Annotated in this window: 21 protein-coding genes; 10 read left to right on the forward strand and 11 right to left on the reverse strand. The window is 67.8% G+C overall.

All coding sequences use genetic code 11. The annotated features are described in order from the left end of the window. Positions 1-23 precede the first annotated feature (23 nt). The 5 genes from gspK to gspG are packed head-to-tail and all read right to left on the reverse strand — an operon-like array spanning position 24 to position 3253. Positions 24-1127 carry a type II secretion system minor pseudopilin GspK gene (gspK, locus tag HWY45_RS14650; RefSeq protein WP_059882412.1) on the reverse strand — a complete coding sequence of 368 codons (1104 nt, stop codon included), beginning with the start codon at positions 1125-1127 and terminating at the stop codon, positions 24-26. A gap of 2 nt (positions 1128-1129) precedes the next feature. Then, positions 1130-1843: a PulJ/GspJ family protein gene (locus HWY45_RS14655; RefSeq protein WP_059563814.1), complete on the reverse strand. Its 714-nt coding sequence runs from the start codon at positions 1841-1843 to the stop codon at positions 1130-1132. After that, on the reverse strand, positions 1821-2246 hold the full coding sequence (gene gspI / locus HWY45_RS14660; protein WP_059564007.1) for a type II secretion system minor pseudopilin GspI: 426 nt from the start codon (positions 2244-2246) through the stop codon (positions 1821-1823). The genes HWY45_RS14655 and gspI overlap by 23 nt, the downstream gene beginning before the upstream one ends. Before the next feature lie 2 nt (positions 2247-2248). Next, a complete protein-coding gene (locus HWY45_RS14665) occupies positions 2249-2764 on the reverse strand; it encodes a GspH/FimT family pseudopilin (RefSeq protein ID WP_059563815.1) in 516 nt (171 codons plus the stop codon). 36 nt (positions 2765-2800) lie between these two features. Next, a complete protein-coding gene (gene gspG / locus HWY45_RS14670) occupies positions 2801-3253 on the reverse strand; it encodes a type II secretion system major pseudopilin GspG (RefSeq protein ID WP_059563816.1) in 453 nt (150 codons plus the stop codon). Between the two features lie 167 nt (positions 3254-3420). Between gspG and HWY45_RS14675 the strand changes: the two genes are divergently transcribed. Beyond that, positions 3421-3831 (forward strand): hypothetical protein, encoded by a 411-nt coding sequence (locus HWY45_RS14675; protein WP_059882347.1) that lies wholly within the window; start codon positions 3421-3423, stop codon positions 3829-3831. 29 nt (positions 3832-3860) lie between these two features. On the opposite strand, the gene gspF is transcribed toward HWY45_RS14675, so the two are convergent. From gspF to gspD, 3 genes are read right to left on the reverse strand one after another with little or no spacing between them, the layout of a single operon-like run. After that, positions 3861-5078: a type II secretion system inner membrane protein GspF gene (gene gspF, locus HWY45_RS14680; protein WP_059563818.1), complete on the reverse strand. Its 1218-nt coding sequence runs from the start codon at positions 5076-5078 to the stop codon at positions 3861-3863. Between the two features lie 4 nt (positions 5079-5082). Continuing rightward, the gene (gene gspE / locus HWY45_RS14685; protein WP_059810920.1) at positions 5083-6579 is read right to left on the reverse strand and encodes a type II secretion system ATPase GspE; all 1497 of its coding nucleotides are present in this window, start codon (positions 6577-6579) and stop codon (positions 5083-5085) included. Then, entirely contained in the window at positions 6576-8891 is a 2316-nt protein-coding gene (gspD, locus tag HWY45_RS14690) for a type II secretion system secretin GspD (protein ID WP_059882345.1), read from the reverse strand. Before gspD ends, gspE begins: the two co-directional genes overlap by 4 nt. A gap of 364 nt (positions 8892-9255) precedes the next feature. Between gspD and HWY45_RS14695 the strand changes: the two genes are divergently transcribed. Together HWY45_RS14695 and HWY45_RS14700 are read left to right on the forward strand one after the other, a co-directional pair. After that, positions 9256-9699: a lytic transglycosylase domain-containing protein gene (locus tag HWY45_RS14695; protein WP_059882343.1), complete on the forward strand. Its 444-nt coding sequence runs from the start codon at positions 9256-9258 to the stop codon at positions 9697-9699. Between the two features lie 163 nt (positions 9700-9862). Next, positions 9863-11176: a GTP-binding protein gene (locus tag HWY45_RS14700; RefSeq protein ID WP_059882341.1), complete on the forward strand. Its 1314-nt coding sequence runs from the start codon at positions 9863-9865 to the stop codon at positions 11174-11176. Positions 11177-11282: 106 nt separating this feature from the next. On the opposite strand, the gene HWY45_RS14705 is transcribed toward HWY45_RS14700, so the two are convergent. Continuing rightward, entirely contained in the window at positions 11283-11561 is a 279-nt protein-coding gene (locus HWY45_RS14705) for an HU family DNA-binding protein (protein WP_006401505.1), read from the reverse strand. Positions 11562-11950: 389 nt separating this feature from the next. On the opposite strand from HWY45_RS14705, the gene mnmC reads away from it, so the two are divergent. The 7 genes from mnmC (at position 11951) to HWY45_RS14740 (ending at position 20915) form a co-directional block, all read left to right on the forward strand. Beyond that, complete coding sequence (gene mnmC, locus HWY45_RS14710; RefSeq protein WP_059882339.1) at positions 11951-13912, forward strand: bifunctional tRNA (5-methylaminomethyl-2-thiouridine)(34)-methyltransferase MnmC2/FAD-dependent 5-carboxymethylaminomethyl-2-thiouridine(34) oxidoreductase MnmC1; 1962 nt, start codon at positions 11951-11953, stop codon at positions 13910-13912. 676 nt (positions 13913-14588) lie between these two features. After that, positions 14589-15803 carry a cation:proton antiporter gene (locus HWY45_RS14715; RefSeq protein WP_059882337.1) on the forward strand — a complete coding sequence of 405 codons (1215 nt, stop codon included), beginning with the start codon at positions 14589-14591 and terminating at the stop codon, positions 15801-15803. 15 nt (positions 15804-15818) lie between these two features. Then, a complete protein-coding gene (locus HWY45_RS14720; RefSeq protein ID WP_059563825.1) occupies positions 15819-16934 on the forward strand; it encodes a YbdK family carboxylate-amine ligase in 1116 nt (371 codons plus the stop codon). Between the two features lie 507 nt (positions 16935-17441). Next, positions 17442-18086 carry a MarR family winged helix-turn-helix transcriptional regulator gene (locus HWY45_RS14725; protein WP_059563826.1) on the forward strand — a complete coding sequence of 215 codons (645 nt, stop codon included), beginning with the start codon at positions 17442-17444 and terminating at the stop codon, positions 18084-18086. Positions 18087-18114: 28 nt separating this feature from the next. After that, positions 18115-18825: a glutamine amidotransferase gene (locus tag HWY45_RS14730; RefSeq protein ID WP_059882410.1), complete on the forward strand. Its 711-nt coding sequence runs from the start codon at positions 18115-18117 to the stop codon at positions 18823-18825. A gap of 272 nt (positions 18826-19097) precedes the next feature. Then, positions 19098-20210 (forward strand): NADH:flavin oxidoreductase/NADH oxidase, encoded by a 1113-nt coding sequence (locus tag HWY45_RS14735; protein ID WP_059882336.1) that lies wholly within the window; start codon positions 19098-19100, stop codon positions 20208-20210. Between the two features lie 180 nt (positions 20211-20390). After that, positions 20391-20915 carry an SET domain-containing protein gene (locus HWY45_RS14740; protein WP_059563828.1) on the forward strand — a complete coding sequence of 175 codons (525 nt, stop codon included), beginning with the start codon at positions 20391-20393 and terminating at the stop codon, positions 20913-20915. A 30-nt stretch (positions 20916-20945) separates the two neighbouring features. Here the strand turns inward: HWY45_RS14740 and HWY45_RS14745 are convergent, their stop codons facing one another. Both HWY45_RS14745 and HWY45_RS14750 read right to left on the reverse strand, forming a co-directional pair. After that, positions 20946-22454, reverse strand: a complete 1509-nt coding sequence (locus HWY45_RS14745; RefSeq protein WP_059810926.1) for a sensor histidine kinase — start codon at positions 22452-22454, stop codon at positions 20946-20948. Between the two features lie 106 nt (positions 22455-22560). Then, the gene (locus HWY45_RS14750; protein ID WP_006401494.1) at positions 22561-23253 is read right to left on the reverse strand and encodes a response regulator; all 693 of its coding nucleotides are present in this window, start codon (positions 23251-23253) and stop codon (positions 22561-22563) included. Positions 23254-23351: the final 98 nt, after the last annotated feature.

Genomic DNA, 23351 nt, shown 5'->3' on the forward strand with positions numbered 1-23351 from the left:
AGCTCCTCTCCCGGATGGCGTTGTTATAGCTGATCGCGGATGCGCACGACCCGCGTGGAGTGCGTGGTCGGATCACGATACACGAGCGAGATGCGGTCGACCTCGGCGCGCTCGTGCTGGATCCGGCCGTGTACGACGAAATAGTTCGAATTGACGTCGATCAGCGTCGAATCGAGCTGGATGTTCGGCGGCGCGCCGGCGCCGCGCAGCGCGAGCGTCACGTCGCCGGTGTTGCGGAAGAACACGGTCTCGCGGCGCGACACGAGCGCCTGCGCGGACGCGACGCTCATCCCCGGCACCAGCGCCGCGATCACCTCGGCGGGCGCGGTGTTCATGTTCACGGGCGTCGTGGTCGGCAGCACCGTGACGAACGGGCGCAGCCGCTCGACCATTTCCGGCGTGACGCCGTCGACGTCGAGCAGGCTGTCGACGCTCGTCATCATCAGCGGCGCCGGCCCGCGGTCGCCGCCGGCGAGGCCCGGCTCGTCGGTGAAGGTCGACTGCGGGCCGGTGCCCGCTTCCGGCACCACCGGCACGCTCGCGGTGCCCGGCAGCGCCGCCATCTGGAAGCGCTGCGCCGAGTGCAGCAGGCCCGCGCGCACCTGCAGCGCGATCCGCTTCGCGAACGCGGCGTCGTAGCCGAGCGTCGTCAGCAGCCGCTGGAACACCTGCAGCTGCGCGCCGTTGAGCTGCAGCACGCCGGGCGCGGGCGTCGACACGAGGTTGCGCAGGTTGAACTTCGCCTGCGCGTCCTCGATCGAGCCGGACAGGTTGGTGTCCTGGCTGCCGCTGTCGTCGTTCATGCCGATCCGGCCCATGAAGTCGGACAGCTTCGTCTTCGCGATCGGCACGCCCCAGATGCCGCCGAGATAGGTGATGCCCGGCGCGGTGTCGCCTTCGGAGCGCAGGATCATCCGCGTCCAGTCGAGCGCGCCGCGCGCGACCCACTGCGCCTGCGCGATCGTGCGCTGGTTCTCGATGCGGCGGATCTGCACCTGCTGGCGCCACAGCATCCCCGACACGAGGATCGCCGACAGCGCGACCACCAGCAGCGCGGTGATGATCGCGGCGCCGCGTTGCCGGCGTGTGAAACGGGCGCGACGGGAGCGGGGGGCGGGTGCGCGCATCGTCATTCCCCGACGAGGAAGATGCGCGTCACCGGCACGCGCAGCGACGTCGCGCCGATGCTGACCTGCAGGCCCGTCACCGCGCGCGGCGGCGGCGCATTGCCGAGCTGCGGCACCTTGAGCGCGTCGTTGTTCTGCGCGAGCGCGTCGTCCGCCGTCTGCAGATTGGTGGTCCAGCCGACGCGCGGCACGTAGAGCTTCGCGTCGATCGCGCCGACGCCGCCCATCAGCGCGACCGAGCTCCAGCCGTCGACGTCCGATTCCTTCAATGTGTTGCGCAGCCGGTTCGCGTCGTCGATCGGCGGCGACGCATAGCGCACGACGCGGCCGCCCGCGATCCGGTAGCGGATCACCTGCAGCCGCGGCGCCGCGCCCGGCGCGTCGAATTCGCGCACGATCTGCAGCGTATTGCCCGCCACGCCGAGCGCCGGCTGGCCGGCCTCGTCGTCGGTCGCGGCGCGCCGCACGTCGATGCGCATCTGGTCGAACATCTGCGCGAAGATGCGCTCGTCTTCCATCGCGGACGCCACCTTGTCGCGGCCGCGCATGATCTGATCGAGCCCGCGCCACGCGAGCACGGCGACGACCGCGAGAATCGCGATCGCGATCATCAGCTCGATCAGCGTGAAGCCGCGCGCGCGCAAGCCGCCCGCCGTGGGCCGGGCCCGCGTCGCCGGGCGCCGCATCGGTGCGTCAGAGCGAGCGGCTGGTTTCATTCGCCACCACCGTGACCATCTGCGCGAGCTTGCCGGACAGCCCCGGCGCGCTCACCGACACTTCGACGCGCCGGAACACCGGGTTCGGCGTCGCGCTCACGCGCTGCGTGCAGACCAGCTGCACGTTGCCCTGCGAGCAATCGAAGCTCTGTTCGCCGATCGACGGCCACGCATGCGCGAGCCGCAGCTGCGCCAGCGCGTTGTCGGCGCTCCAGCCGGCCAGCAGCCGGCGGTGCAGGTCCGACGAGTTGGTCGCCATCGTGCCGACCGCGCGGATCGACGCGGCGAGCGCGACCGCGATGATCGCGAGCGCGACCAGCACCTCGATCATCGTGAAGCCGCGTGCGCGACGGGAGCCGGACGCCCGCGCGGAGAGAGAAGGGAAGGGGAGCCGTCGACGCATCGTCACTGCACCTCGTAGCGGCCGTTGCCGGTGCCGACGATCGTCACGCTGCCGGCGGCCGAGTGCAGCGTCACGCGCACCGGCGTGTCGATGCTCTCGGTGCCGAACACGACGCGGTTCACGTGCGTATCGGAACCCGGGTAGTCGATGTCGGCGCCCGTCACGCCGCCGTCCCAGTCGCGCGGGCGCAGCAGGTCGTCGCGCAGCGTGCGCCAGCCGTCGGCGGTATTCATGTCGAAGCGGAAGCCGCGCGCGGTCGGCAGCCATGCGATCGGGCGCGCGCGCACCTGCGCCTCGTCGCCCGCGGTCTCGAACAGCAGCGCGAGCCGCTGCGCCTCCTCGCGCAGGTCGGTGCGCGGGTTGCGCGTGAGCGACAGCGACGCGAGCGATACGAGCAGGCCCGCGATCACCAGCACGACGAGCATTTCGAGCAGCGTGAAGCCGCGTGCCCGCGCCGCGTTCCCGTGGAACGCACCGGCGCGGCGCCCGAAGCGGGAGGTCGTGCGGCTGGCTTGCATGGACAGGCGTCGCGCGTGGGGAGTGTCAGCGGCCGGTTACTGCCACGAACCGATGTCGGAGTCGTTGCTTTCGCCGCCTTCCTTGCCGTCGGCGCCGTAGCTGAACACGTCGATCTCGCCGTGCACGCCCGGGTTCAGGTACTTGTACCCGTTGCCCCACGGATCGTTCGGCAGGCGCTCGAGGTAGCCGCCGTCCTTCCAGTTGTTCGGGATCGGATCGGTGGTCGGCTTCTGGATCAGCGCGTTCAGGCCCTGGTCCTGCGACGGATAGCGGCCGTTGTCGAGACGGTACAGCTTGAGTGCCTGCATGATCGTGCCGATGTCCTGCTTCGCGGCGATGCGGCGCGCCTCGTCCGGGCGGCTCATGATCTTCGGCACGATCAGCGCCGCCAGGATCCCGAGGATCGCGACCACCACCATGATCTCGATCAGCGTGAAACCGCGCTGACGACGCACGGCCCCGTTGCGGCGAGTGATCCACGTTTGCATGACTGACTACCTCTTTCTAAAAAATATCGTCGATTGGGTGACGGTTCCGATACAACCGGGCCATCTCGCCCCGGTTTCCCCGGGGCGCGGAGCACGCATTGTAAGGTGCGCCCCGTCGAGGGCTTTCACTCAACGCAAATTTCACATACATCCGTACAATAGCGCGCATGAACGCGCTCTCGATCCGGATCCTCTCCCTCGCCCTCTTCGCAGCGCTGTGCGCGACGGCCACCTATTGGGTCGTCACGCTGTCGGCTCGCGAAGCGCCGCTTCCCGCCGCCGCCGCGCGGCCCCCGATCCGCACCGAGGACGCCGCGGCGTTGTTCGGCGGCCAGCTCGACAAGAATCCCGTACAGGACATCCATCTGTTCGGCATTCTCGCGCTGCAGCGCGGCGCCGCCGCGATCGTCGGCATCGGCGGCGAGCCGCCCCGCGCGGTGTCGCTCGGCACCGAGCTCGCGCCCGGCGCGAAGCTCGCCGAAGTCCGCGAACGCTCGATCGTCGTCGAGCGCAACGGCGCCCGCGCCGAAATCGCACTGCCCGCCAACACGCCGTCCCCGGCGATCTACGTACGCTGAGCGCGGCACGGTGACGGCGGCACTCGCCGTCACTGCACCATGTTGTTCAGCTCGATGATCGGCAGCATCACCGCCAGCACGATCACGAGCACGATGCCCCCCATCGCGAGAATCAGGAGCGGCTCGAGCAGGCTCGTCAGGAACATCGTGCGGCGCTCGAGCTCGCGCGCCTCGCCTTCGGCCGCGCGGTCGAGCATCGTCGTCACGTCGCCGGTCGCCTCGCCCGAGCGGATCAGGTGCACGAGCACCGGCGGAAACGTCTTCACGTTGTTCAGCGCGCGCGACAGCGCCGAGCCCTCACGCACCCGCACGATCGCATCGTCGATGTTCGCGCGCATCGCGCGGTTGGAAAGCGTCTCGCCGGCCGCCTGCAGCGCGCGCAGGATCGGCACGCCGGCCGCGGTGAGAATCCCCAGCGTGCTCGCGAAGCGCACCGTGTTGTAGCCGCGCACGAGCTTGCCGGCGAGCGGCGCGGTGAGCAGCCAGCGGTCGAACGCGAGCCGCGGCCCGTCGCGCGACAGCGTCGCCCGCACCAGCCAGACGACGAGCGCGACCGCGATCAGGATCGCCCACCACCAGTGCCGCACGAAATCCGACAGCGCCATCATCACGACCGTCAGGATCGGCAACTGCTGCTTGGTGCTGGCGAACACGTTGACGACCTGCGGCACCACGTAGCTCAGCAGGAACGTGACGATGCCGAACGCGATCAGCGTGACGATGCCCGGATACGTGAACGCGAGCAGGATCTTCTGCTTCAGCGCGTTGCTCTGCTCGATGTAGTCGGCAAGACGCGACAGCACGAGGCCGAGCTTGCCCGTGTGCTCGCCGGCCGCGACGAGCGCGCGATAGATCTCAGGGAAGTCGCGCGGATGCTGCCCGAGCGCATTCGCGAGCGAATGGCCGCCCAGCACCTCGGCGCGGATCGCCGCCATCAGCTCGCGGATGTAGTCGCGCTCGGCCTGCTCGGTCAGCACGCCGAGCGCCTCGTCGAGCGGCAGCCCGGCGATCAGCAGGCTCGCGAGCTGGCGCGTGAGGATCGCCTGTTCGCGCTGCGACAGCTTGCGGCCGAGCGCGAGGCGCTGCGAACGCGCGCCGCGGGTCGCGCTGGCCGCCGGCTCGACGACGAGCGGCGTCAGCCCCTGCGTGCGCAGCTGGCCGCGCGCGGCGCGCGCGCTGTCGGCTTCGACGACGCCCTTTTGCGCATGTCCCGCCGCATCGATCGCTTCGAAACGGAATGCCGGCATCGCGCTATGCGCCTCCCGTCACGCGCAACACTTCCTCGAGCGACGTCGCGCCCGCCGCGAGCCAGCGCTCGGCGTCGTCGCGCAGCGTGCGCATCCCTTGCGCGCGGCCTGCCGCGAGAATCTCCGCGTCGGCCGCGTTGCGGTGGATCAGCGTGCGGATCGACTCGTCGACGATCAGCAGTTCGTACACGCCGCGCCGGCCCGCATAGCCCGAGTGCCCGCACTTGTCGCAGCCCACCGGATGCCAGACCGAGCGGCCCTCCTCATGCCGTTCTTCCTTGCACACCGGGCACAGTTGCCGCACGAGCCGCTGCGCGAGCACGCCCAGCAGCGACGACGCGAGCAGGTACGGCTCCACGCCCATGTCGGTCAGGCGCGTGACCGCCGATGCCGCATCGTTCGTGTGCAGCGTCGCGAGCACGAGGTGGCCCGTCAGCGACGCCTGCACCGCGATCTGCGCGGTTTCCAGGTCGCGGATTTCGCCGATCATGATCACGTCCGGATCCTGGCGCAGGATCGAGCGCAGCGCACGTGCGAAGGTCATCCCGATCCGCTCGTTCACCTGCGTCTGGCCGATGCCGCCGAGGTCGTATTCGATCGGGTCCTCGACGGTCATGATGTTGGTCGTCGCGGTTTCGAGCCGCGACATCGACGCGTACAGCGTCGTCGTCTTGCCCGAGCCGGTCGGGCCCGTCACCAGCACGATGCCGTGCGGGCGCGCGATCAGCTTGTCGAACTCCATGAGCGTGTCGCGGCCCATGCCGAGCGCTTCGAGGTTCAGCCGCTGCGCGTCCTTTTCCAAGAGACGCAGCACCGCCCGCTCACCGTGGCCCGTCGGCAGCGTCGACACCCGCACGTCGACCGGCCGCCCGCCCACCCGCAGCGTGATGCGGCCGTCCTGCGGCAGGCGCTTCTCGGCGATGTCGAGCTGCGCCATGATCTTGATCCGCGAGATCAGCGCGCCGTGCAGCGCCTTCTTCGGCCGCACGACGTCGCGCAGCGTGCCGTCCACGCGGAAACGCACGACCGACGCGTTCTCGAACGGCTCGATGTGAATGTCCGATGCGTGTTCGCGCGCGGCCTGCGTGAGCAGCGCGTTGATCATCCGGATGATCGGCGCGTCGTCTTCCGATTCGAGCAGATCCTCGACTTCGGGGATGTCCTGCATCAGCCGCGACAGGTCGACTTCTCCTTCGACCTCGCCGACCACCTGCGCGGCGCTGCCGTCCTGGCGCGCGTATGCCTGGTTGATCGCGAGCGCGAGTTCGTCGGCCGGCAGCCGGTGCACCGAGATCGAGCCGAAATTGCGCGCGATCTCCGCGAGCGCCGCGTCGTTCGTGCGTTCGCTGATCCACACTTCGAGCGTGTCGTCGTGCTGATGCGCGATCAGCACCTGGCCGCTCTTCGCGAAGCCGTAGGGCAGCAGCCGCGCGGCGAGCGGCGACGGCGGCTGGCGTTCGCCCGGCGCGCCGTCGTGGGGGGACGCGAGCACGTCGCTCACTGCGAGACTCCCGACGGGGCCGTCAGCGGCTGTTGCTGCATCTGCGGCTGCGGCACGGCCTGTTGCTGCACGGCCGGTTGCGCTTGCTGCGCCGGCTGTTGCGGCGCGCTCGGCTGGCCCTGCTGACGGCGCATCTTCGTCAGGTCGAACAGGTTCAGCGCCGAGCCGCCTTCGGCCGGGCCGAGCGGCATCGTCGGAACGATCGGATCGTCCTTGTCGCGCATGACGTTGTTGTCCGACTTGTACGAGCCCGTCACGCCCTGGATATAGTCGTAGCGGTTCGACGAGATCGCCTGCGCGGTCTGCCGGTCGTTGATGATCACGGGGCGCAGGAACACCATCAGGTTGGTCTTCTGGCGGTTCTTCGATTCCGAGCGGAACAACTGGCCGATCCACGGGATGTCGCCCAGCAGCGGCACCTTGCTGTTGGTCACGTTGTAGTTGTCCTGCATCAAGCCGCCGAGCACGATGATTTCACCGTTGTCCGCGAGAATCGTCGACTGGATCGAGCGCTTGGTGAAGGTCGGGCCGTTGACCGCGGTCGCCGTGGAAGTCACGACCGCCGAATCCTCGGTGTAGAGCTGCAGCTTCAGAATGCCACCGTCGGTGATCTGCGGCTTCACGTGCAGCGTGAGGCCGACGTCGCGGCGATCGTAGGTATTGAATGCGTTGTTCGTGTTGCCGCTCGTCAGGTTCGAATACGAACCGGTCGGGATCGGCACGTTCTGGCCGACGACGATCTTCGCTTCTTCATTGTCGAGCGTGATGAGGTTCGGCGTCGACAGCACGTTCGCGTCGCTCACGCCCGCGAAATAATTCAGCAGCGCACCGAGGCCCTGCACGCCGAACATGTTGTGCAGCCAGCCGACGTTGAGGCCCGGCATGAGCGTCTGCCCCAACGCGGCGAGACCCGTCGTACCACCGGCCGCAACCGCGCCCGACACCCCGAGGATGTTGCCGGTGGGCGTACCGGGGGAGCTGAAGTTCGTGCCGCCGAGAAACTGGCCGTTCGCGATCTGCCACTGGATGCCGAGGTTGCCGGACGTGTTCGAGTTCAGCTCGACGATCAGCGCCTCGATATACACCTGCGCGCGCCGCGCGTCGAGCTGGTCGATCACCGCGCGCAGGTTCCGGTACACCGGGTCCGATGCGGTGATGATCAGCGAGTTCGTCGCCGCGTCGGCCTGGATCATGCCGCCCGGCTGGTTGTCGTCGCCCTTGTCCTTGTCGCCGCCGAGCAGGCCGCCGGTGCCGAGGCCGCCGCCTTGCGACGAACCGGTGCCACCGTACGACGAAGACGACGAGCCGCCGAGGCCGCCCGACGGCAGCGGCGGGGTGCCCGCGGTGCCGGTCGAGAAGTTGCCGCTCGACGACGAGCCGCCCTGGTTGAACGCGTTCGCGTCGTTCGACGTCGCCGACGCGCCGGTTTCGCCGCCGCCCTTGCCGAGCATCCCGCGCAGCGTCTTCGCGAGCTTCGTCGCCTCGGCGTTCCTCAGCGGCACCACGTGCATGTTGCCGGGCACCGCGCTCGGCGCATCGAGCTGCTGCGCGAGGCGCTTCGCGGCCGCGAGACGCGACGGGTTCGACGCGCGCAGCATCAGCGAGTTGGTGCGCGGGTCGGCCTGCACCAGCACCTTGAGCGTCGCGTCGCTGTTGCCGATCGCGCCCGGATCGAGCAGCTTCTGCAGCTGCGTCGCGGCATCGATCGCGTTCGCGTTCCTGAGCGGCACGACCTGCACCTGCGCGCCCGCCGCGCTGTCGACGCCGGAGATGATCTGCGCGATCCGGCGCACGTTGTCCGCGTAGTCGGTGACGACGATCGTGTTGTTGGCCGGGTAGGCGGTGACGGTGTTGTTCGGCGAGATCAGCGGCCGCAGCACCGGCAGCAGGTTGTTGGCCGATTCGTTCTTCAGCACGAACACCTGCGTGACGATCTGGTCGCCGCGCGCCTGCGGCGTGTTGCCGACGTAGGTCGGCACCCCCTGCAGCTTCGCGTCGGCCTCCGGCACGACCTTCAGCACCCCGTGATCCTGCACCAGCGCGAAGCCCTGCATGCGCAGCGCGGATTGCAGCGTCTTCAGCGCCTGGTCTTCCGGCACCGCGCGCTCGGCGACGAGGTTGAGCTGACCCTTCACGCGCGGATCGACGATGATGGTCTTGCCGGTCGCCGCGCCGATCGCCTTGGCGACCTGATCGATGTCGGCGTTGACGAAATTGAGCGTGACCTGGGCGTGGGCGGCCTGCGAAACGATGATGCCGGCGACGATCAACGTCGTGGCAATGCGCCGCATAACGAAGCGATTTCTTGTCATGGATGAATGGGTCGATGCCGGTTCAGGTCACCATCCGGCGGTAGAACTGGATCCAATTCCGAAAAAAGCGACATTAGCAGTTTTTCATGTCCGAAATATCACATCGATCCGAGGAATGTCTCATATACGACAGTATTCACGACACCCGTATGAAAAATGTAAGCTTCGGTCTCTGCGCCGTCCGTTCGGCTCTCGTCATCATTTCAGGATGAACTGAAACGAAAATGCGGTATAACCCGGCATTCGATGCCTGTCCTGTCGCAATACGGCAGGCTCTCGGTATGATACGAGCGTCGCGATGCGCGTCGCGCGATTTCCGGACACGGGTTTTCCCGCCCCCGGTTATTTTTCCGTTTACTGAACAATGAACAGACGGTTCGTTTCGATTGCGTGGTTGATCGGCGCCTGCCTCGCCAGCGGAAACGCACGCGCCGATTGTTTCGACGAAGCCGCTAAATATCAGCAGGTCAATCCGCTGATCCTGCGCGCGATCGCATGGCAGGAATCGCATAACCGGCCGGATGCGAAGAACAAGAATGCGAACGGCTCGACCGATTACGGCCTGATGCAGATCAACTCGATCCATCTGCCCGTGCTGTCGCGCTACGGCATCGGCCGCGACACGCTGATGGAGCCGTGCAAGAACGTCTACATCGCCGCCTGGCACCTGCGCCAGAAGATGAACCGGTACGGCAACACCTGGCAGGCGATCGGCGCCTATCACTCGGAAACGCCCGCGCTGCGCGACAAGTACGCGAAGCAGATCGCCGGCATCCTCACCCAGTGGAAGCTGCTGCCCGCGCAATGACCGGGCGCGCGGCCGCGTAAGACGCCGCGCCGGCAGGCCGGCGCGCGTTTGATGCACAATGCGGGCTCATGCCGCAGTTTTCCCCGGCGCCCGGCCCGAGCCGCTGGCGCCCGACCGGGCCGCCGCGGCCGCTTTTTCCATTTTTCCGTTGGTGCGTACCGCAATGAACCAGCCGTTGCCCGTCACCGTGCTGTCCGGCTTCCTCGGCGCCGGCAAGACCACGCTGCTCAACCATATCCTCGCGAACCGCGCGGGCCTGAAGGTCGCCGTGATCGTCAACGATCTCGCGGCGGTGAACATCGACGCGTCGCTCGTGCGCGATGCGCAGGCGCTGTCGCACGTCGAGGAACGCCTCGTCGAGATGACGAACGGCTGCATCTGCTGCACGCTGCGCGACGACCTGCTCGTCGAGATCCGCAAGCTCGCCGCGGACGGCCGCTTCGATGCGATCCTGATCGAGTCGACCGGCATCGCCGAGCCGATGCCGATCGCCGAGACCTTCACGTTCGTCGACGAAGAAGGCACGTCGCTCGGCGAGCTCGCGCGGCTCGATACGCTCGTCACCGTGGTCGACGCTTTCAATTTCCTGCGCGACTACGGCTGCGACGACGCGCTCGCCGCGCGCGGCATCGCGGCCACCGAGGACGACGATCGCACGCTCGTCGAACTGCTGATCGAGCAGATCGAGTTCTGCGACGTGCTCGTGATCAACAAGGCCGACCTCGTCGACGCGAACGAACTGACGCGCCTGCAGCACATCCTCGCGCGGCTGAACCCGCGCGCGCACCAGGTCGTCTCGACGTTCGGCAACGTGCCGCTGCGCGACGTGCTGAACACCGGCCGCTTCGATTTCGACGAAGCGGCGAATGCGCCGGGCTGGCTCGCGTCGCTCGAGCATGCGCACGACCACGACCATGGCCATGACCACGCGCATCCGCACGTGCATGGCGAAGCCGACGAGTTCGGCATCGGCAACTTCGTCTACCGCGCGCGCCGGCCGTTCCATCCGGCGCGCCTCTGGGAACTGCTGCACCAGGAATGGCCGGGCGTGCTGCGCAGCAAGGGCTTCTTCTGGCTCGCGACGCGCAACGACATCGCCGGCTCGCTGTCGCAGGCGGGCGGCGTCTGCCGGCATGGGCCGGCAGGCTCGTGGTGGGCCGCGCAGGATCGCGCGGAATGGCCGGACGACGACGAACTGCTCGCCGAGATTCGCGCGGAATGGCAGGGCGACCTCGACGATCGCTCGATCGGCGACCGCCGCCAGGAACTCGTGCTGATCGGCATCGGCCTCGATACGGACGCATGGCGCGCGAAGCTCGACGCATGCCTGCTGAGCGATGCGGAATTCGCGCGCGGCGCAGCGGGGTGGGCGGCATTCGACGACCCGTTCCCGGCATGGGACATCGACGACCATGACCATGATCATGATCACGACGACGATGACCACGGCGACGCACAGATCGTGCATCGCTCGTAACAACCGTTAAATCTTGCAAGAGCGGCGCGGACTGTGGCAAAAAAGCCGCGCGCGCTCACAAAAAAAACCCGCCGAGTGGCGGGTTTTTCTTTAACAGGCGCTGGGTTTAACGCTTGTTGACGGCGTCCTTGAACGCCTTGCCAGCCGTGAACTTGACCGTCTTGGCTGCCGGGATCTTGATGGTTTCGCCGGTCTTCGGGTTACGGCCCGTACGTGCTGCGCGCTTGCCCGAACCGAAGCTGCCGAAGCCGATCAGCTGAACCGCGTCGCCCTTCGACACGGCTTTCTTGATGACTTCGAGCAGCGTGTCCAGCGTTTCGCCGGTTTGAGCCTTGCTGGCGCCCGTTTGAGCGGCGACGGCGTCGATCAGTTCCTGTTTGTTCATTAAGGTTCCTTTTTCAGGTTAGGTTGACACGAACAGCGCGAACGCGCCGATTATACGTGCGCGAACCGTGCCGTCGAGAGTCGGACTCCGACGGCACAGCGCCGAATCCTGGCCCGCACGGGGTGGCTTCCGGCAACCCGAAAGCCGCCCCGCGTTACGGCGCTTGCTATGATAGCGCAGCGCAAACCCAATAACGACAAGGGTTTCAAAGATTTTCATCGGTATTTCGCCGAATGAATCACTGGTCGCCTGTTTTTTGACCCACGCCAACCGGACAGGATACGCAGCCCGCTCGACCCATGCGCACGGCCGTTGGTTTTTGCCAACGGCCGACCGGACGGGGCCGCGCAATCCCTTGCCAGGCTTGGCTGCCACGATTTTTGTTTCGCATGCCCGACCGACTCGTACCCGCCACGCTCGCGTTCCGCGACGACGGCACGCTCGTCTCGCCCGCATACGGCGACATCTATCACAGCGCCGCCGGCGGAATCGCGCAGGCGAGCCATGTGTTCGTCGCGGGCAACGGCCTGCCCGCGCGCTGGCAGGGCCGGCGCACGTTCACCATCGTCGAGACCGGGTTCGGCGCCGGCTGCAATTTCCTCGCGACCTGGGCCGCGTGGCGCGACGACGCCGCGCGCTGCGAGCGGCTGCATTTCGTATCGGTGGAGAAGCATCCGTTCACGCGCGAGGACCTGCGCCGCGCCGCATCGCATGTGGTTGCGCACACAACCATTTCGGCGGACCTCGATGCGCTCGTCGATGCATGGCCGATGCTCGTGCCGGGCCTGCACCGGCTCGAATTCGACGAAGGGCGCGTCGTGCTCACGCTCGTGTTCGGCGATGCGCTCGCGATGCTGCCGAAGCTCGCGGTGCGCGCCGATGCGTTCTATCTCGACGGTTTCTCGCCGGCGAAAAACCCCGACTTGTGGTCGGTCGACGTGTTTCGCGCGCTCGCGCGCCTCGCAGGCGAAGGCGCGACGTTCGCGACGTATACGAGTTCGGGCGACGTGAAGCATGCGCTCCTGGAAGCCAGCTTCGCCTATCGCAAGGTCGACGGCTTCGGGGGCAAGCGCGCGATGCTCGTCGGCGAATTCGCGCCGCGCTGGCAGATGCGCCGGCATGAGCCGCCGCGCGCGCTGCCGGTCGCGGCGCGTCGCGCGATCGTGATCGGCGCGGGCCTCGCGGGCTGCGCGGTGGTCGAACGGCTCGCCGCGCGCGGCTGGGACGTCACGCTGATCGAGCGGCGCGAGCGGATCGCAGCCGAAGCGTCCGGCAACCCGGCCGGCGTGTTCCATCCGCTGATGACGCGCGACGACAACGTCGCGAGCCGGCTCACGCGCAGCGGCTTCGTCCACGCGCTCGCGCGCTGGCGTGCGCTCGAACGCGCGGGCCACCGGTTCGGGCGCAGCACGCGCGGCATGATCCATCTCGCGGAATCGGGCGACGACTTCGAGCGGATGCGCGCCGCATACGACGCGCTCGGCGTCCCGCCCGACTATGCGCAGTTGCTGAGCGCCGACGACGTGCGCGCGCGCCTGAACCTGCCGGTCGCGCACGGCGGCCTGCTGTTTCCGCACGGCGGTGCGGTGCGGCCGGCCGAATTATCCACCGCGCAGTGCGCGGCGGCCGGTGAGCGCGTGCGAATCCTCACGCGCACCGAAGTCGCGCGCCTCGAACGTCACGACTCGGGCTGGCGCGCACTCGACGATGCCGGCCGGACGCTTGCCGAGGCGCCGGCCGTCGTGCTCACGAACGCCGGCGACGCGGTGCGGCTCGCGGGCCTGCAGCACGTCGCGCTGCAGCCGGTGCGCGGGCAGCTCACGCTGCTGCCGCCGGGCAGCACCGCGCCGCTCGACTGCCCGGTGATCGGCGACGGCTACGCGGTGCCGCTCGAAGACGGCACGCTGCTGATCGGCGCGACGTTCGAACCGGACGATGTCGACCCCGCGCTGCGCCCGGCCGGCCACGCGGAAAACCTCGAGCGGGTGCGGCACCTGCTGCCGGGCCTGATCGGCGACGTGCCCGACGTGGGCGCGCTGCACGGCCGCGTCGCGTTCCGCTGGGTGGCCGGCGACCGGCTGCCGCTGATCGGCCCGCTCGCGGACGAAACGCACGCGCTCGCGAACGCCCGCGCGCTGAGCGGCGCGAAAGCACGCGACCTGCCGCGCACCGAAGGCCTGTACGGCGCGTTCGGCTACGGCTCGCGCGGCCTCGTGTGGGCGGCGCTCGGCGCCGAGCTGATCGCGTCGCAGCTCGAAGGCGAACCGTGGCCGCTCGAACGCGAGCTCGCGGAAGCGATCGATCCCGCGCGGTTCCTGATCCGCGCGCTGCGCGCCCGCCGGGTGAGCTGACGCGACGCGCAGCCGCGTCACAGTGCCCCGATTCCCTCTCGCCAGGTTATCCACGCAAGTCTGTGGATAACCGCGCGGAATCCGCGCGCATTCCGTGTGCAATCACAGTGGACGTAAACTGGGCAACTCGGCACAGCTGTGAAGCGGGCCGAAAGTTACTCAACTCAACCTGCTGTGCGCGCACAGCCTGTGCAGCGGGTTATGGTTTCGCCAACGCGTTGATCTGCCAGCGTAAACCGAAGTTATCCACAGAATTCCGCGTGCCTTGTTAACTTCTACTACGTATATATACAGGTAAACCTTTGAATCGAAAGGCAAGCCGTCCTGCCGGCCGGCCAATCTGCCGATCATTGGATAGCCGACCCGAAAACCTGTGGCACAATCGGTTTCCTTCGCGTTCGTCCGGCCAGGCGCCGGACATGCTTCAATGGAACGGTCGGCAGGATTTCGAATCTGAGTCTTCGAGATCGCGCTGTCCATTCACACACCAGGCCGACAATCCAGATCGGCGAATCTGAACGACATCCCCGCCAGGCGGCGGAGCAGGCAGTTCCCATGTCCTGCCGTCGTACACAACAATCATCTTCGGGGCGACACCCAGCCGGCGTGCATCTCAGCGTTGACGCTTGACCCCGCGTCGCTGGCGGTTGCTTCCAACCAAGGAGAAGTCACCACGATGAAGTCGGCGTTCTCATTCCTGCCCAATTGGCCGCTCGCACCGGATGCTGTGTTCTGGGCCGGGCTCGCGCTGTTCGCCGCCGGCCTGTGCGGCGAGCTGTGCTATCGCGCATGGCGGCTGCCGCGCATCACCGGGTATGCGGTGATCGGCCTCATCGCAGGGTCGTTCGGGTTCGGCGTGATCGACGCCAGCACCGACGAAACCTCCCGCCTGCTGATCGACGTCGCGCTCGGCCTGCTGCTGTTCGAGCTCGGCAGCCGGCTCGACCTGCGCTGGATCCGCCGCAATCCGTGGCTGATCGCGTCGAGCCTCGCCGAAGCCACGCTCACCTTCCTGTTCGTGTTGTTCGTGCTGCTCGGGCTCGGCGTGTCGGGCATGGTCGCGCTCGTGCTGGCGGCGATTTCGATCGCCACGTCGCCGTCGATGGTGATCCAGCTGAAGACCGAACTGCGCGCGGAAGGGCAGGTGTCGCAGCGCCTGATCACGCTGACCGCACTGAACAGCGTCTATGCGGTCGTGCTCACCAAGCTCGTGACGAGCTGGCTGCACCAGGAGGCGTACGGCAACGTGTTCGCGACGATCCTGCAGCCGGTTTACCTGTTGGCGGGTTCGTTCATCGTTGCGTACATCGTCGCGCGCGCGTGCAATTACCTGTTCCGCCACATGACCGCGACGATGCGCGACGAGCATTCGTTCGTTGCGCTGTTCGGCCTCGTGATGATCGCGATCGCGGTCGCACAGGCGCTGAAGCTGTCGACGCTGCTCACGCTGCTGCTCGCCGGCATCATCGTGAAGAACCTCGAGGCGCGCCCGCAACTGTGGCCCGAGCATTTCGGCACGGCCGGCTGGCTGCTGACGGTGGTGCTGTTCGTGCTCACGCTGACCTCGTTCACGTGGGGCGACATCGCGCTCGGCGGGCTGCTCGCGATCGCGCTGATCGTCACGCGGCTCGTCGCGAAACTCGCCGGCGTGGTCGCGTTCGCGAAGCCGAGCGGCATCGGGATGAAGCAGGGCGTCGCGCTCGGCCTCGCGCTGTCGCCGATGTCCGCGCTCGCGTACCTGCTCGTCGACGACACCTACCAGCTCTACCCGAATTTCGATCCGCACCTGCGCGCGATCGTGATGTGCGCGATCGTGGTCCTGCAGCTCGTCGGCCCGTTCCTCGTCTACCGCTGCCTGTCGGCGGTCGGCGAACGCAGCGACAGCAACTGATTTACGGAAACTGCCATGGCACTCGAAACCTTCGTCAATTCCGAACCGTTCACGTTCGGCGTCGAACTGGAAATCCAGGTCGTCAACACGCACAACTACGATCTGACGAAAGCGGCGTCCGACCTGATGCGGCTGATCCAGGGCGAAACATTTCCGGGCAACATCACGCCGGAAATCACCGAAAGCATGATCGAGCTGTCGACCGGCATCTGTCATACGCACGAGCAGGCGGTCGGCGAACTGCGCGCGATTCGCGACGTGCTCGTCAAGGCGGCCGACCAGCTCAACGTCGGCCTGTGCGGCGGCGGCACGCACGCGTTCCAGCAGTGGAGCGAGCGGCAGATCTACGACGCGCCGCGCTTCCAGTACATCTCCGAGCTGTACGGCTATCTCGCCAAACAGTTCACCGTGTTCGGCCAGCACGTGCATATCGGCTGCCCGGATCCGGACAGCGCGCTGTTCCTGCTGCACTCGATGTCGCGCTTCATTCCGCATTTCATCGCGCTGTCCGCGTCGTCGCCGTTCGTGCAGAACGTCGACACGGGCTTTCATTCAGCGCGGCTGAACTCGGTGTTCGCGTTTCCGCTGTCGGGCCGCGCGCCGTTCGTGCTGACCTGGAACGGCTTCGAGGAATACTTCACGAAGATGGTGAACACCGGCGTCGTCAATTCGATGAAGGACTTTTACTGGGACATCCGGCCGAAACCGGGCTTCGGCACGATCGAAGTGCGCGTGATGGACACGCCGCTGTCCGTCGACCGCGCGGCGGCAATCGCGTGCTACATCCAGACGCTCGCCCGCTACCTGCTGACCGACCGGCCGCTCACGCTGTCCGAGGACGACTACCTCGTCTACACGTTCAACCGCTTCGAGGCGTGCCGCTTCGGCCTCGAAGGCACCTGCGTGAATCCTCAGACTGGCGAGCGGCGCACGATCGCCGAGGACATCCTCGACACGCTCGACCGGATTGCGCCGCACGCCGCGGCACTCGGCTCGCGCGCGGCGCTCGACGAGATCGGTGCGCTCGCGAAGGCGCGCGTAAACGACGCGTCGTGGCTGCGCACGGTCTACAAGCAGGAAAAATCGCTGAACGAGACTGTCCGGCAGCAGTGCTTACGTTGGCGTGAATGAAAATATGTTTTGCCAATTACAGGCTCGACCGGCCGGCGATTCGCTGAACGAAGGTTGACGCAGGTCAATCGCGAAATCGTTTGCCGGGCGCGCGCCGGTCTGTGGATAACCCGGGATTCTTCAGCAAAGTCAATGGCATGCCGAACGGATAACCCGGTGGATCGCCAATCCGCGGCGCCCGCCCGGCCGAGGCGCGAAAATGCGTGCCGATGCTGCCTCGCCGGTTGGAGTTAATCCTCGCACAATCGATTTCCGGTCTTATTCAGCCGTTATCCACAGATTGGAGGGGATAACTTAGCTGTGCGATTTTCCGCTCTCGCTTAGAATGTCGGCTTTGCGGACGCCGGAACGACGCGTGTTTCACCGGTGCCGCGCTGGCGGCCGCCGTGTGTGCCTCGCGACGGCCGTGTTGGATGCGTTCGATGGAGCGCGTTCCTTTTGAGATAGAAACTCGATCTCCACACTACGGCTGCCCGGGATGACGGGCGGCGTCAAAGCGAAAAGACTATGAGCGAAGGCGTTTACGGGAATCAGGCTGCGGGGCGCGTGACCCACAGTTTGCTGCGATTGAGTACGGCCATGCGGAGCCAGGCATGGGATTGGGCGGAAGGCGCGGGCCTCACGCCGACGCAGGGCGAGATCCTCGTGCTGCTCCTGCAGCGCAAGGGCCCGATGCGGCTCGGCGAGATCGCACGCGAGACGCAGCTCACCGCGGCGACCACGAGCGATGCGGTCAGCACGCTCGAGACCAAGGGCCTCGTCGAGAAGCGCCGTGCGCTGGACGACGGCCGCGCGCTGGCGGTGCGGCTCTCCGCCCGCGGCCGCACCGCGGCGAAGAAGGCGCTGCAGTGGCCGGAATTCCTGACCAAGGCCGTCGGCACGCTCGGCACGGACGAGCAGGGCGCGCTGTACCGCGCGCTGCTGAAGACGCTGCGCGAGCTGCAGGTGGCCGGCGCGACGCCGCCGCACCGGATGTGCGTGACGTGCGCGCACTTCCAGCCGTCGAAGGCGCCGAAGAAGGGCGCCGCCGCGCACTATTGCGCGGCGCTCGACCTGACGCTCGCCGACAGCGACCTGCGCCTCGATTGTTCCGTACACGAAGAAGCCGACGCCGCGACGCAGAAGAAGATCTGGAAGATCTTCGCGGCCTGACGTCCGTCGATCGACCGGGAGGCCGATGATGAGCGCTGAAGTCGTGGCGATTCGCCATGTGCATTTCGAGGATCTCGGCAGTTTCGAGCAAGTGCTCGGCGAGCGGGGCCGGCGGGTGCGTTACGTCGACGTCGGCGCGTCACGGTTCGAGGTGCTCGACGTCCTGCAGCCATCGCTGCTGGTCGTGCTCGGCGGGCCGCTCAGCGTGTACGACGACGCGCAGTATCCGACTATCGCGCCGCTTGCGGCGCTCGTCAGGCAGCGCATCGACGCGGGGCTGCCGATCCTCGGCATCTGTCTCGGTGCGCAGTTCATCGCTCATGCGCTCGGCGCGCGCGTCTATCCGGCCGCGCAGAAAGAGCTCGGCTGGGCGCCGCTCGCGCTGACCGACGCGGGCCGCGCGTCCGCGCTGCGGCATCTCGACGGCGCGTCGACGTCGATGCTGCACTGGCACGGCGACACCTTCGACCTGCCGGGCGGCGCGATCCACCTCGCGTCGACGCCCGCGTGCCGTCACCAGGCGTTCGCCTGGGGGCAGCACGTGCTGGCGCTGCAATGTCATCCCGAGATCCGCGCCGATCGCTTCGAACCCTGGTTGATCGGCAATGCCGGCGAAATCGCCGCGACGCCGGGCATCGACGCGCACCAATTGCGCTGCGACACCGTGCAGCACGGCCCGGTGCTGGAAGCCGCAGCACGCCGCATGTTCGCGGAATGGCTCGACGGCGTCGGCGTTTGACGCGCACGCCGCGGGCGTGACGCCGGCGGCGATTCCGGTCGCTGGTCGCACTTCGCCGGTCGCACCTCGCTGGCCGCACTTCGCCGGCTGCACCTGGCTGGCCATACCTCGCCGGTCGTACCTCGCCGGTCGTACCTCGCCGACCGTACCTCGCCGACCGCACCTCGCCGACCGCACCTGACCATCCGTTTACGGCCGACCCCGCGTCCTGCACGCTTCGCACCCGCGTGCTACGCTCAGCCGCTCCTTTCCTTTCCCAGCGAGCGGCATCCATGACTGCGCTGTTTTCTCCGTTCACGCTGCGCGGCGTGACTGTTCCGAACCGTATCGTCGTATCGCCGATGTGCCAGTATTCCGCCGAGCGCGGCGAGGCGACCGACTGGCACATGATCCACCTCGGCCATCTCGCGCTGTCGGGCGCAGGCCTGCTCTGCATCGAGGCGACCGCGGTCGAGCCGGACGGGCGCATCACGCATGCCGACCTCGGCCTGTGGGACGACGTCACCGAAGCCGCGCTGAAACCGGTGCTGGCGGCGATCCGCAAGCATGCGCCGATCCGCGTCGCGATGCAGCTGTCGCACGCAGGGCGCAAGGCGTCGAGCCAGGTGCCGTGGAACGGGGGCCAGCTGGTTCCGGTCGCCGACGGCGGGTGGCTGCCGCATGCGCCGTCCGACGTGCCGCACAAGGACGGCGAGACGCCGCCGCTCGCGCTCGACACCGCGGGCCTGAACCGGATCCGCGACGCGTTCGCGGCCGCCGCGAAGCGCGCGGCGCGGCTCGGCATCGACGCGATCGAAGTGCACGCGGCGCACGGCTACCTGCTGCACCAGTTCCTGTCGCCGCTCGCGAACCGGCGCACCGACGCGTACGGCGGCTCGCGCGAGAACCGGATGCGCTTTCCGCTCGAGATCTTCGAGATCGTGCGCGCGGCGTTTCCGGAGGACCGGCCGGTAGGCGTGCGCGTGTCGGCCACCGACTGGGTCGAGGGCGGCTGGGAGCTCGACGATACGATCGCGTTCGCGCATGAACTGAAGCAGCGCGGCTGCGACTGGATCGACGTGTCGTCGGGCGGCGTGTCGCCGCTGCAGAAGATCCCGCTGTCGCCGGGTTACCAGGTGCCGTTCGCGCAGGCGGTGAAGCACGCGGTCGACATGCCGACGATCGCGGTCGGCCTGATCAACGAGCCCGAGCACGCGAACCGGCTGGTCGAGGCGGGCGACGCCGACTTCGTCGCGATGGCGCGCGCGATGCTGTACGACCCGCGCTGGCCGTGGCACGCGGCGGCCCAACTCGGCGCGCAGGTGACGGCGCCGCCGCAGTACTGGCGCTCGCAGCCGCGCGAGCACAAGGTGCTGTTCGGCGATATCGCGTTCGGTCAGCGCTGAATGCGTGCGCGATGTTGAACGAAGCAAGCACGACCGTGTAGGATGCGGGTGATTCGCCGCATGCCCTGACGCGGCGCCGATCGGCGCCGCGTTTTCATTTCCGGCGTGCGGTGCGTGCGCGAAGCATGGCCGCCGCGGCGGCCGGTTCCCTTTCAAGTCGTCTTCACAAGGATTCGTTCGATGAGTTCACGCAGGATCGCGGTGCGCCGCTCGGGAGTACACGGCAGGGGCGTGTTCGCCGTGGCGCCGCTCAAGGCCGGCGAGCGCGTTGTGGAATACAAGGGCGAACGAATTTCGTGGAAGGAAGCGCTGCGCCGCCATCCGCACGATCCGAACGAGCCGAACCATACGTTCTACTTCGCGCTCGAGGAAGGCGGCGTGATCGACGGCAAGGTCGACGGCAACAGTGCGCGCTGGATCAACCATTCGTGCGCGCCGAACTGCGAGGCGGAGGAGCTCGAAGGCCGCGTGTACATCCACGCGCTGCGCGACATCGAGCCGGAAGAGGAACTGTTCTACGACTACGGCCTCGTGATCGATGCGAAGCTGACCAAGAAGCTCAAGCGCGAATACGCGTGCCACTGCGGCGCGCAGGCGTGTCGCGGCACGCTGCTCGCGACGGCCGACGCGGACGCGAAGAAGAAAAAGAAGAAGGCCGACGCGAAGCCGAAGGACAAGTCGAAAGACAAGAAAAAGAAGAAGTGAGCGGCGGCGCACGCCGTGCGCCACCCGTCTTCAGTGCGTCTGCGCGGCCGCGGCCGGCGCGTCGCTCGCCGGCGACGCCGCACTCGCGGCGAGCGGCACCTTCACCACGAACCGCGAGCCGCCTTCCGGCGCATCCGCATACGACACCGTGCCGCCGTGCATCGCGATGATGTCGTGCACGATCGCGAGACCGAGGCCCGCGCCCGTCTCGACGCCATTGCCGCTTTGCGCATCGCCGCGGAAGAACCGTTTGAACAGGTCGGCCTGCTGGCTCGCGGGCACGCCCGGGCCGTTGTCCTCGACGACGATCTCGGCGGCCGGCGCGCCCGACGCGAGCACCGAGCGCGCGACGTTCACCGTGATCCGCGCGCCGTGCGGCCGCGCGAGCGGCACGTATTTCAGCGCATTGTCGAGCAGGTTCGCGATCACCTCGCGCAACAGCACCGGATTGCCGCGCACCAGCAGCGGCGCGGCGTCGTCCGGCTGGTCGTTCAACTGGCCGTCGGAATCGTCGCTGCGCTGGAAGCCGAGATCGACGTGCGCGGCGAGCGCGCGCGGCACCCATTCGGCGCCGGTTTCGAACGCCATCGCGGCCAGGTCGACGTCGACGAAGCGCGCGGCCTGTTCGCCCGGCTCCGCGCGCGCGAGCGACAGCAACTGGTTCGACAGCCGCACCGCGCGGTCGGCGGCCGCGCGCAGTTCGCGCACCGCGGCGAGGGTTTGGTGCGGGTCGCGCGCGACCGCGGCCTGTTCCGCGTGCAGCTTCACCGCCGTGAGCGGCGTGCGCAGCTGGTGCGCGGCGTCGGCGATGAACTTGCGCTGCGCATCGAGCGCGGTCTTCAGGCGCCCGAGCAGCGCGTTCATCGCGCTCGTCAGCGGCCGGATCTCGAGCGGCACGTCGGTTTCGTCGACCGGTTCCAGCGACGTGTGGGTCTGCCGGTTGAGCGAATCGGCGAGATGCGTGAGCGGGTCGAGCTGCTGGTTGACGACCCGCCATACGATGCCCCAGCCGGCGAGCAGCAGCAGCAGCAGCGGCATCATGATCGCGACCAGGAATTCGGCCGCGATCCGGTAGCGGTGCCGCACCGGCTGCGCGACCTCGACGACCATCGGCTTGCCGCCGTCCACTTCCTCCACGCGCACCTGCGCGACCCGCACCGCGCGGTTGTCGTATTCGGCCTCGAACACGTATGCGTGATGCATGCGCCGCACGTTGGTGCCCTGTAGCGGCAGCTTCGGATCGCCGGCGAGTTCCTGCTCGCCGTCGCTGATCCGGTAGATCAGCGCCTCGGCCGGATCGGAGAACATCGCCTGCGCGAGCGGCGGCACCGTGAACGGCGCGTCGGGGCCGGCGATCTGGATCTGTTTCGAGATCGCGGTCGCGAGATCCGCGAGCGAGCGGTCGATCACGTGCTGCGTGTATTGCCACGCAAGCCAGTACGCGATCAGGCCGCTCATCAGCGCGAGCATCGACAGCGGCGCGGCGAGGCGCCGAAGCAGCGAGCGGCGCAGGCTGGTCACAGCCGGATCAGGAGACATTGCGAGAAGGAAATGGATGAGCGCCGCTCACGGGGAGCGGCGCGGTCGGGCAGCGGCGGGCGGGCGAGGCCCCGGGCGCGAGGCTGCGCCGGCCGCCTGGCTTCGCTCAGACGCTGGCCGTCTGGCGGATTTCCTGCAGCAGGTAGCCGAAGCCGCGCACCGTGACGATCTCGACACGGCACTGCTCGAGTTTCTTGCGCACGCGGTGCACGTAGACTTCGATCGCGGTGTCGCCGAGGTCGCCGCCGAAGTGCGTCAGGTGATCCTGCAGTTGCGCCTTGCTGACCACGCGGCCGTGGCGCAGCAGCAGCATTTCGAGCACCGCGAATTCGCGCGGCGACAGCTCGAGCGGCTTGTCGTCGTTGAAGATGCGGCGGTCGACGCCCGACAGGCGGACGCCGCCGAGCGACACTTCCGGACGCGGCATGTCGCTGTGCGGGCCGCTGCGGCGCATCACCGCGCGGATCCGCGCTTCGAGCTCGGCCGGCTCGAACGGCTTCAGCATGTAGTCGTCGGCGCCGGAATTCAGGCCCTGGATCCGGTCGTTCAGCTCGTCGCGCGCGGTCAGCACGATCACGGGCGTATGCCGGTTGGTCTGGCGAAAGCGGGTCAGGAGCGTCATGCCGTCGATGCCGGGCAGGCCGAGGTCGAGGATCACGAGCTCGTGGCGGTTCTGCGCGAGCGCCTGCTCGGCAAAGATGCCGTCGTGCACCATGTCGACGGTGAAGCCAGCCTGTTCGAGGCTGCTCTGGATACCGCGTGCGATGGGGCGGTCGTCTTCGATCAGAAGGAGTCGCATGAAATTCGCTCAAGTACAATGGGTTGGCGGTTCAGGCACGCGGACAGCACGACGCCGTTTCCACAGGGGCGCCGCGAGCCAGACATCGAGCAGGCGGC

The sequence above is a fragment of the Burkholderia stagnalis genome, assembly GCF_902830275.1.
GTDB classification, from domain to species: domain Bacteria; phylum Pseudomonadota; class Gammaproteobacteria; order Burkholderiales; family Burkholderiaceae; genus Burkholderia; species Burkholderia stagnalis.

Excerpts from the sequence above, each read along its gene's own strand:
- gspK (WP_059882412.1), bottom strand. The coding sequence starts at position 1,127 with ATGCGCGCACCCGCCCCCCGCTCCCGTCGCGCCCGTTTCACACGCCGG.
- HWY45_RS14655 (WP_059563814.1), bottom strand. The coding sequence starts at position 1,843 with ATGAAACCAGCCGCTCGCTCTGACGCACCGATGCGGCGCCCGGCGACG.
- gspI (WP_059564007.1), bottom strand. The coding sequence starts at position 2,246 with ATGCGTCGACGGCTCCCCTTCCCTTCTCTCTCCGCGCGGGCGTCCGGC.
- HWY45_RS14665 (WP_059563815.1), bottom strand. The coding sequence starts at position 2,764 with ATGCAAGCCAGCCGCACGACCTCCCGCTTCGGGCGCCGCGCCGGTGCG.
- gspG (WP_059563816.1), bottom strand. The coding sequence starts at position 3,253 with ATGCAAACGTGGATCACTCGCCGCAACGGGGCCGTGCGTCGTCAGCGC.
- HWY45_RS14675 (WP_059882347.1), top strand. The coding sequence starts at position 3,421 with ATGAACGCGCTCTCGATCCGGATCCTCTCCCTCGCCCTCTTCGCAGCG.
- gspF (WP_059563818.1), bottom strand. The coding sequence starts at position 5,078 with ATGCCGGCATTCCGTTTCGAAGCGATCGATGCGGCGGGACATGCGCAA.
- gspD (WP_059882345.1), bottom strand. The coding sequence starts at position 8,891 with ATGACAAGAAATCGCTTCGTTATGCGGCGCATTGCCACGACGTTGATC.
- HWY45_RS14695 (WP_059882343.1), top strand. The coding sequence starts at position 9,256 with ATGAACAGACGGTTCGTTTCGATTGCGTGGTTGATCGGCGCCTGCCTC.
- HWY45_RS14700 (WP_059882341.1), top strand. The coding sequence starts at position 9,863 with ATGAACCAGCCGTTGCCCGTCACCGTGCTGTCCGGCTTCCTCGGCGCC.
- HWY45_RS14705 (WP_006401505.1), bottom strand. The coding sequence starts at position 11,561 with ATGAACAAACAGGAACTGATCGACGCCGTCGCCGCTCAAACGGGCGCC.
- mnmC (WP_059882339.1), top strand. The coding sequence starts at position 11,951 with ATGCCCGACCGACTCGTACCCGCCACGCTCGCGTTCCGCGACGACGGC.
- HWY45_RS14715 (WP_059882337.1), top strand. The coding sequence starts at position 14,589 with ATGAAGTCGGCGTTCTCATTCCTGCCCAATTGGCCGCTCGCACCGGAT.
- HWY45_RS14720 (WP_059563825.1), top strand. The coding sequence starts at position 15,819 with ATGGCACTCGAAACCTTCGTCAATTCCGAACCGTTCACGTTCGGCGTC.
- HWY45_RS14725 (WP_059563826.1), top strand. The coding sequence starts at position 17,442 with ATGAGCGAAGGCGTTTACGGGAATCAGGCTGCGGGGCGCGTGACCCAC.
- HWY45_RS14730 (WP_059882410.1), top strand. The coding sequence starts at position 18,115 with ATGAGCGCTGAAGTCGTGGCGATTCGCCATGTGCATTTCGAGGATCTC.
- HWY45_RS14735 (WP_059882336.1), top strand. The coding sequence starts at position 19,098 with ATGACTGCGCTGTTTTCTCCGTTCACGCTGCGCGGCGTGACTGTTCCG.
- HWY45_RS14740 (WP_059563828.1), top strand. The coding sequence starts at position 20,391 with ATGAGTTCACGCAGGATCGCGGTGCGCCGCTCGGGAGTACACGGCAGG.
- HWY45_RS14745 (WP_059810926.1), bottom strand. The coding sequence starts at position 22,454 with ATGTCTCCTGATCCGGCTGTGACCAGCCTGCGCCGCTCGCTGCTTCGG.
- HWY45_RS14750 (WP_006401494.1), bottom strand. The coding sequence starts at position 23,253 with ATGCGACTCCTTCTGATCGAAGACGACCGCCCCATCGCACGCGGTATC.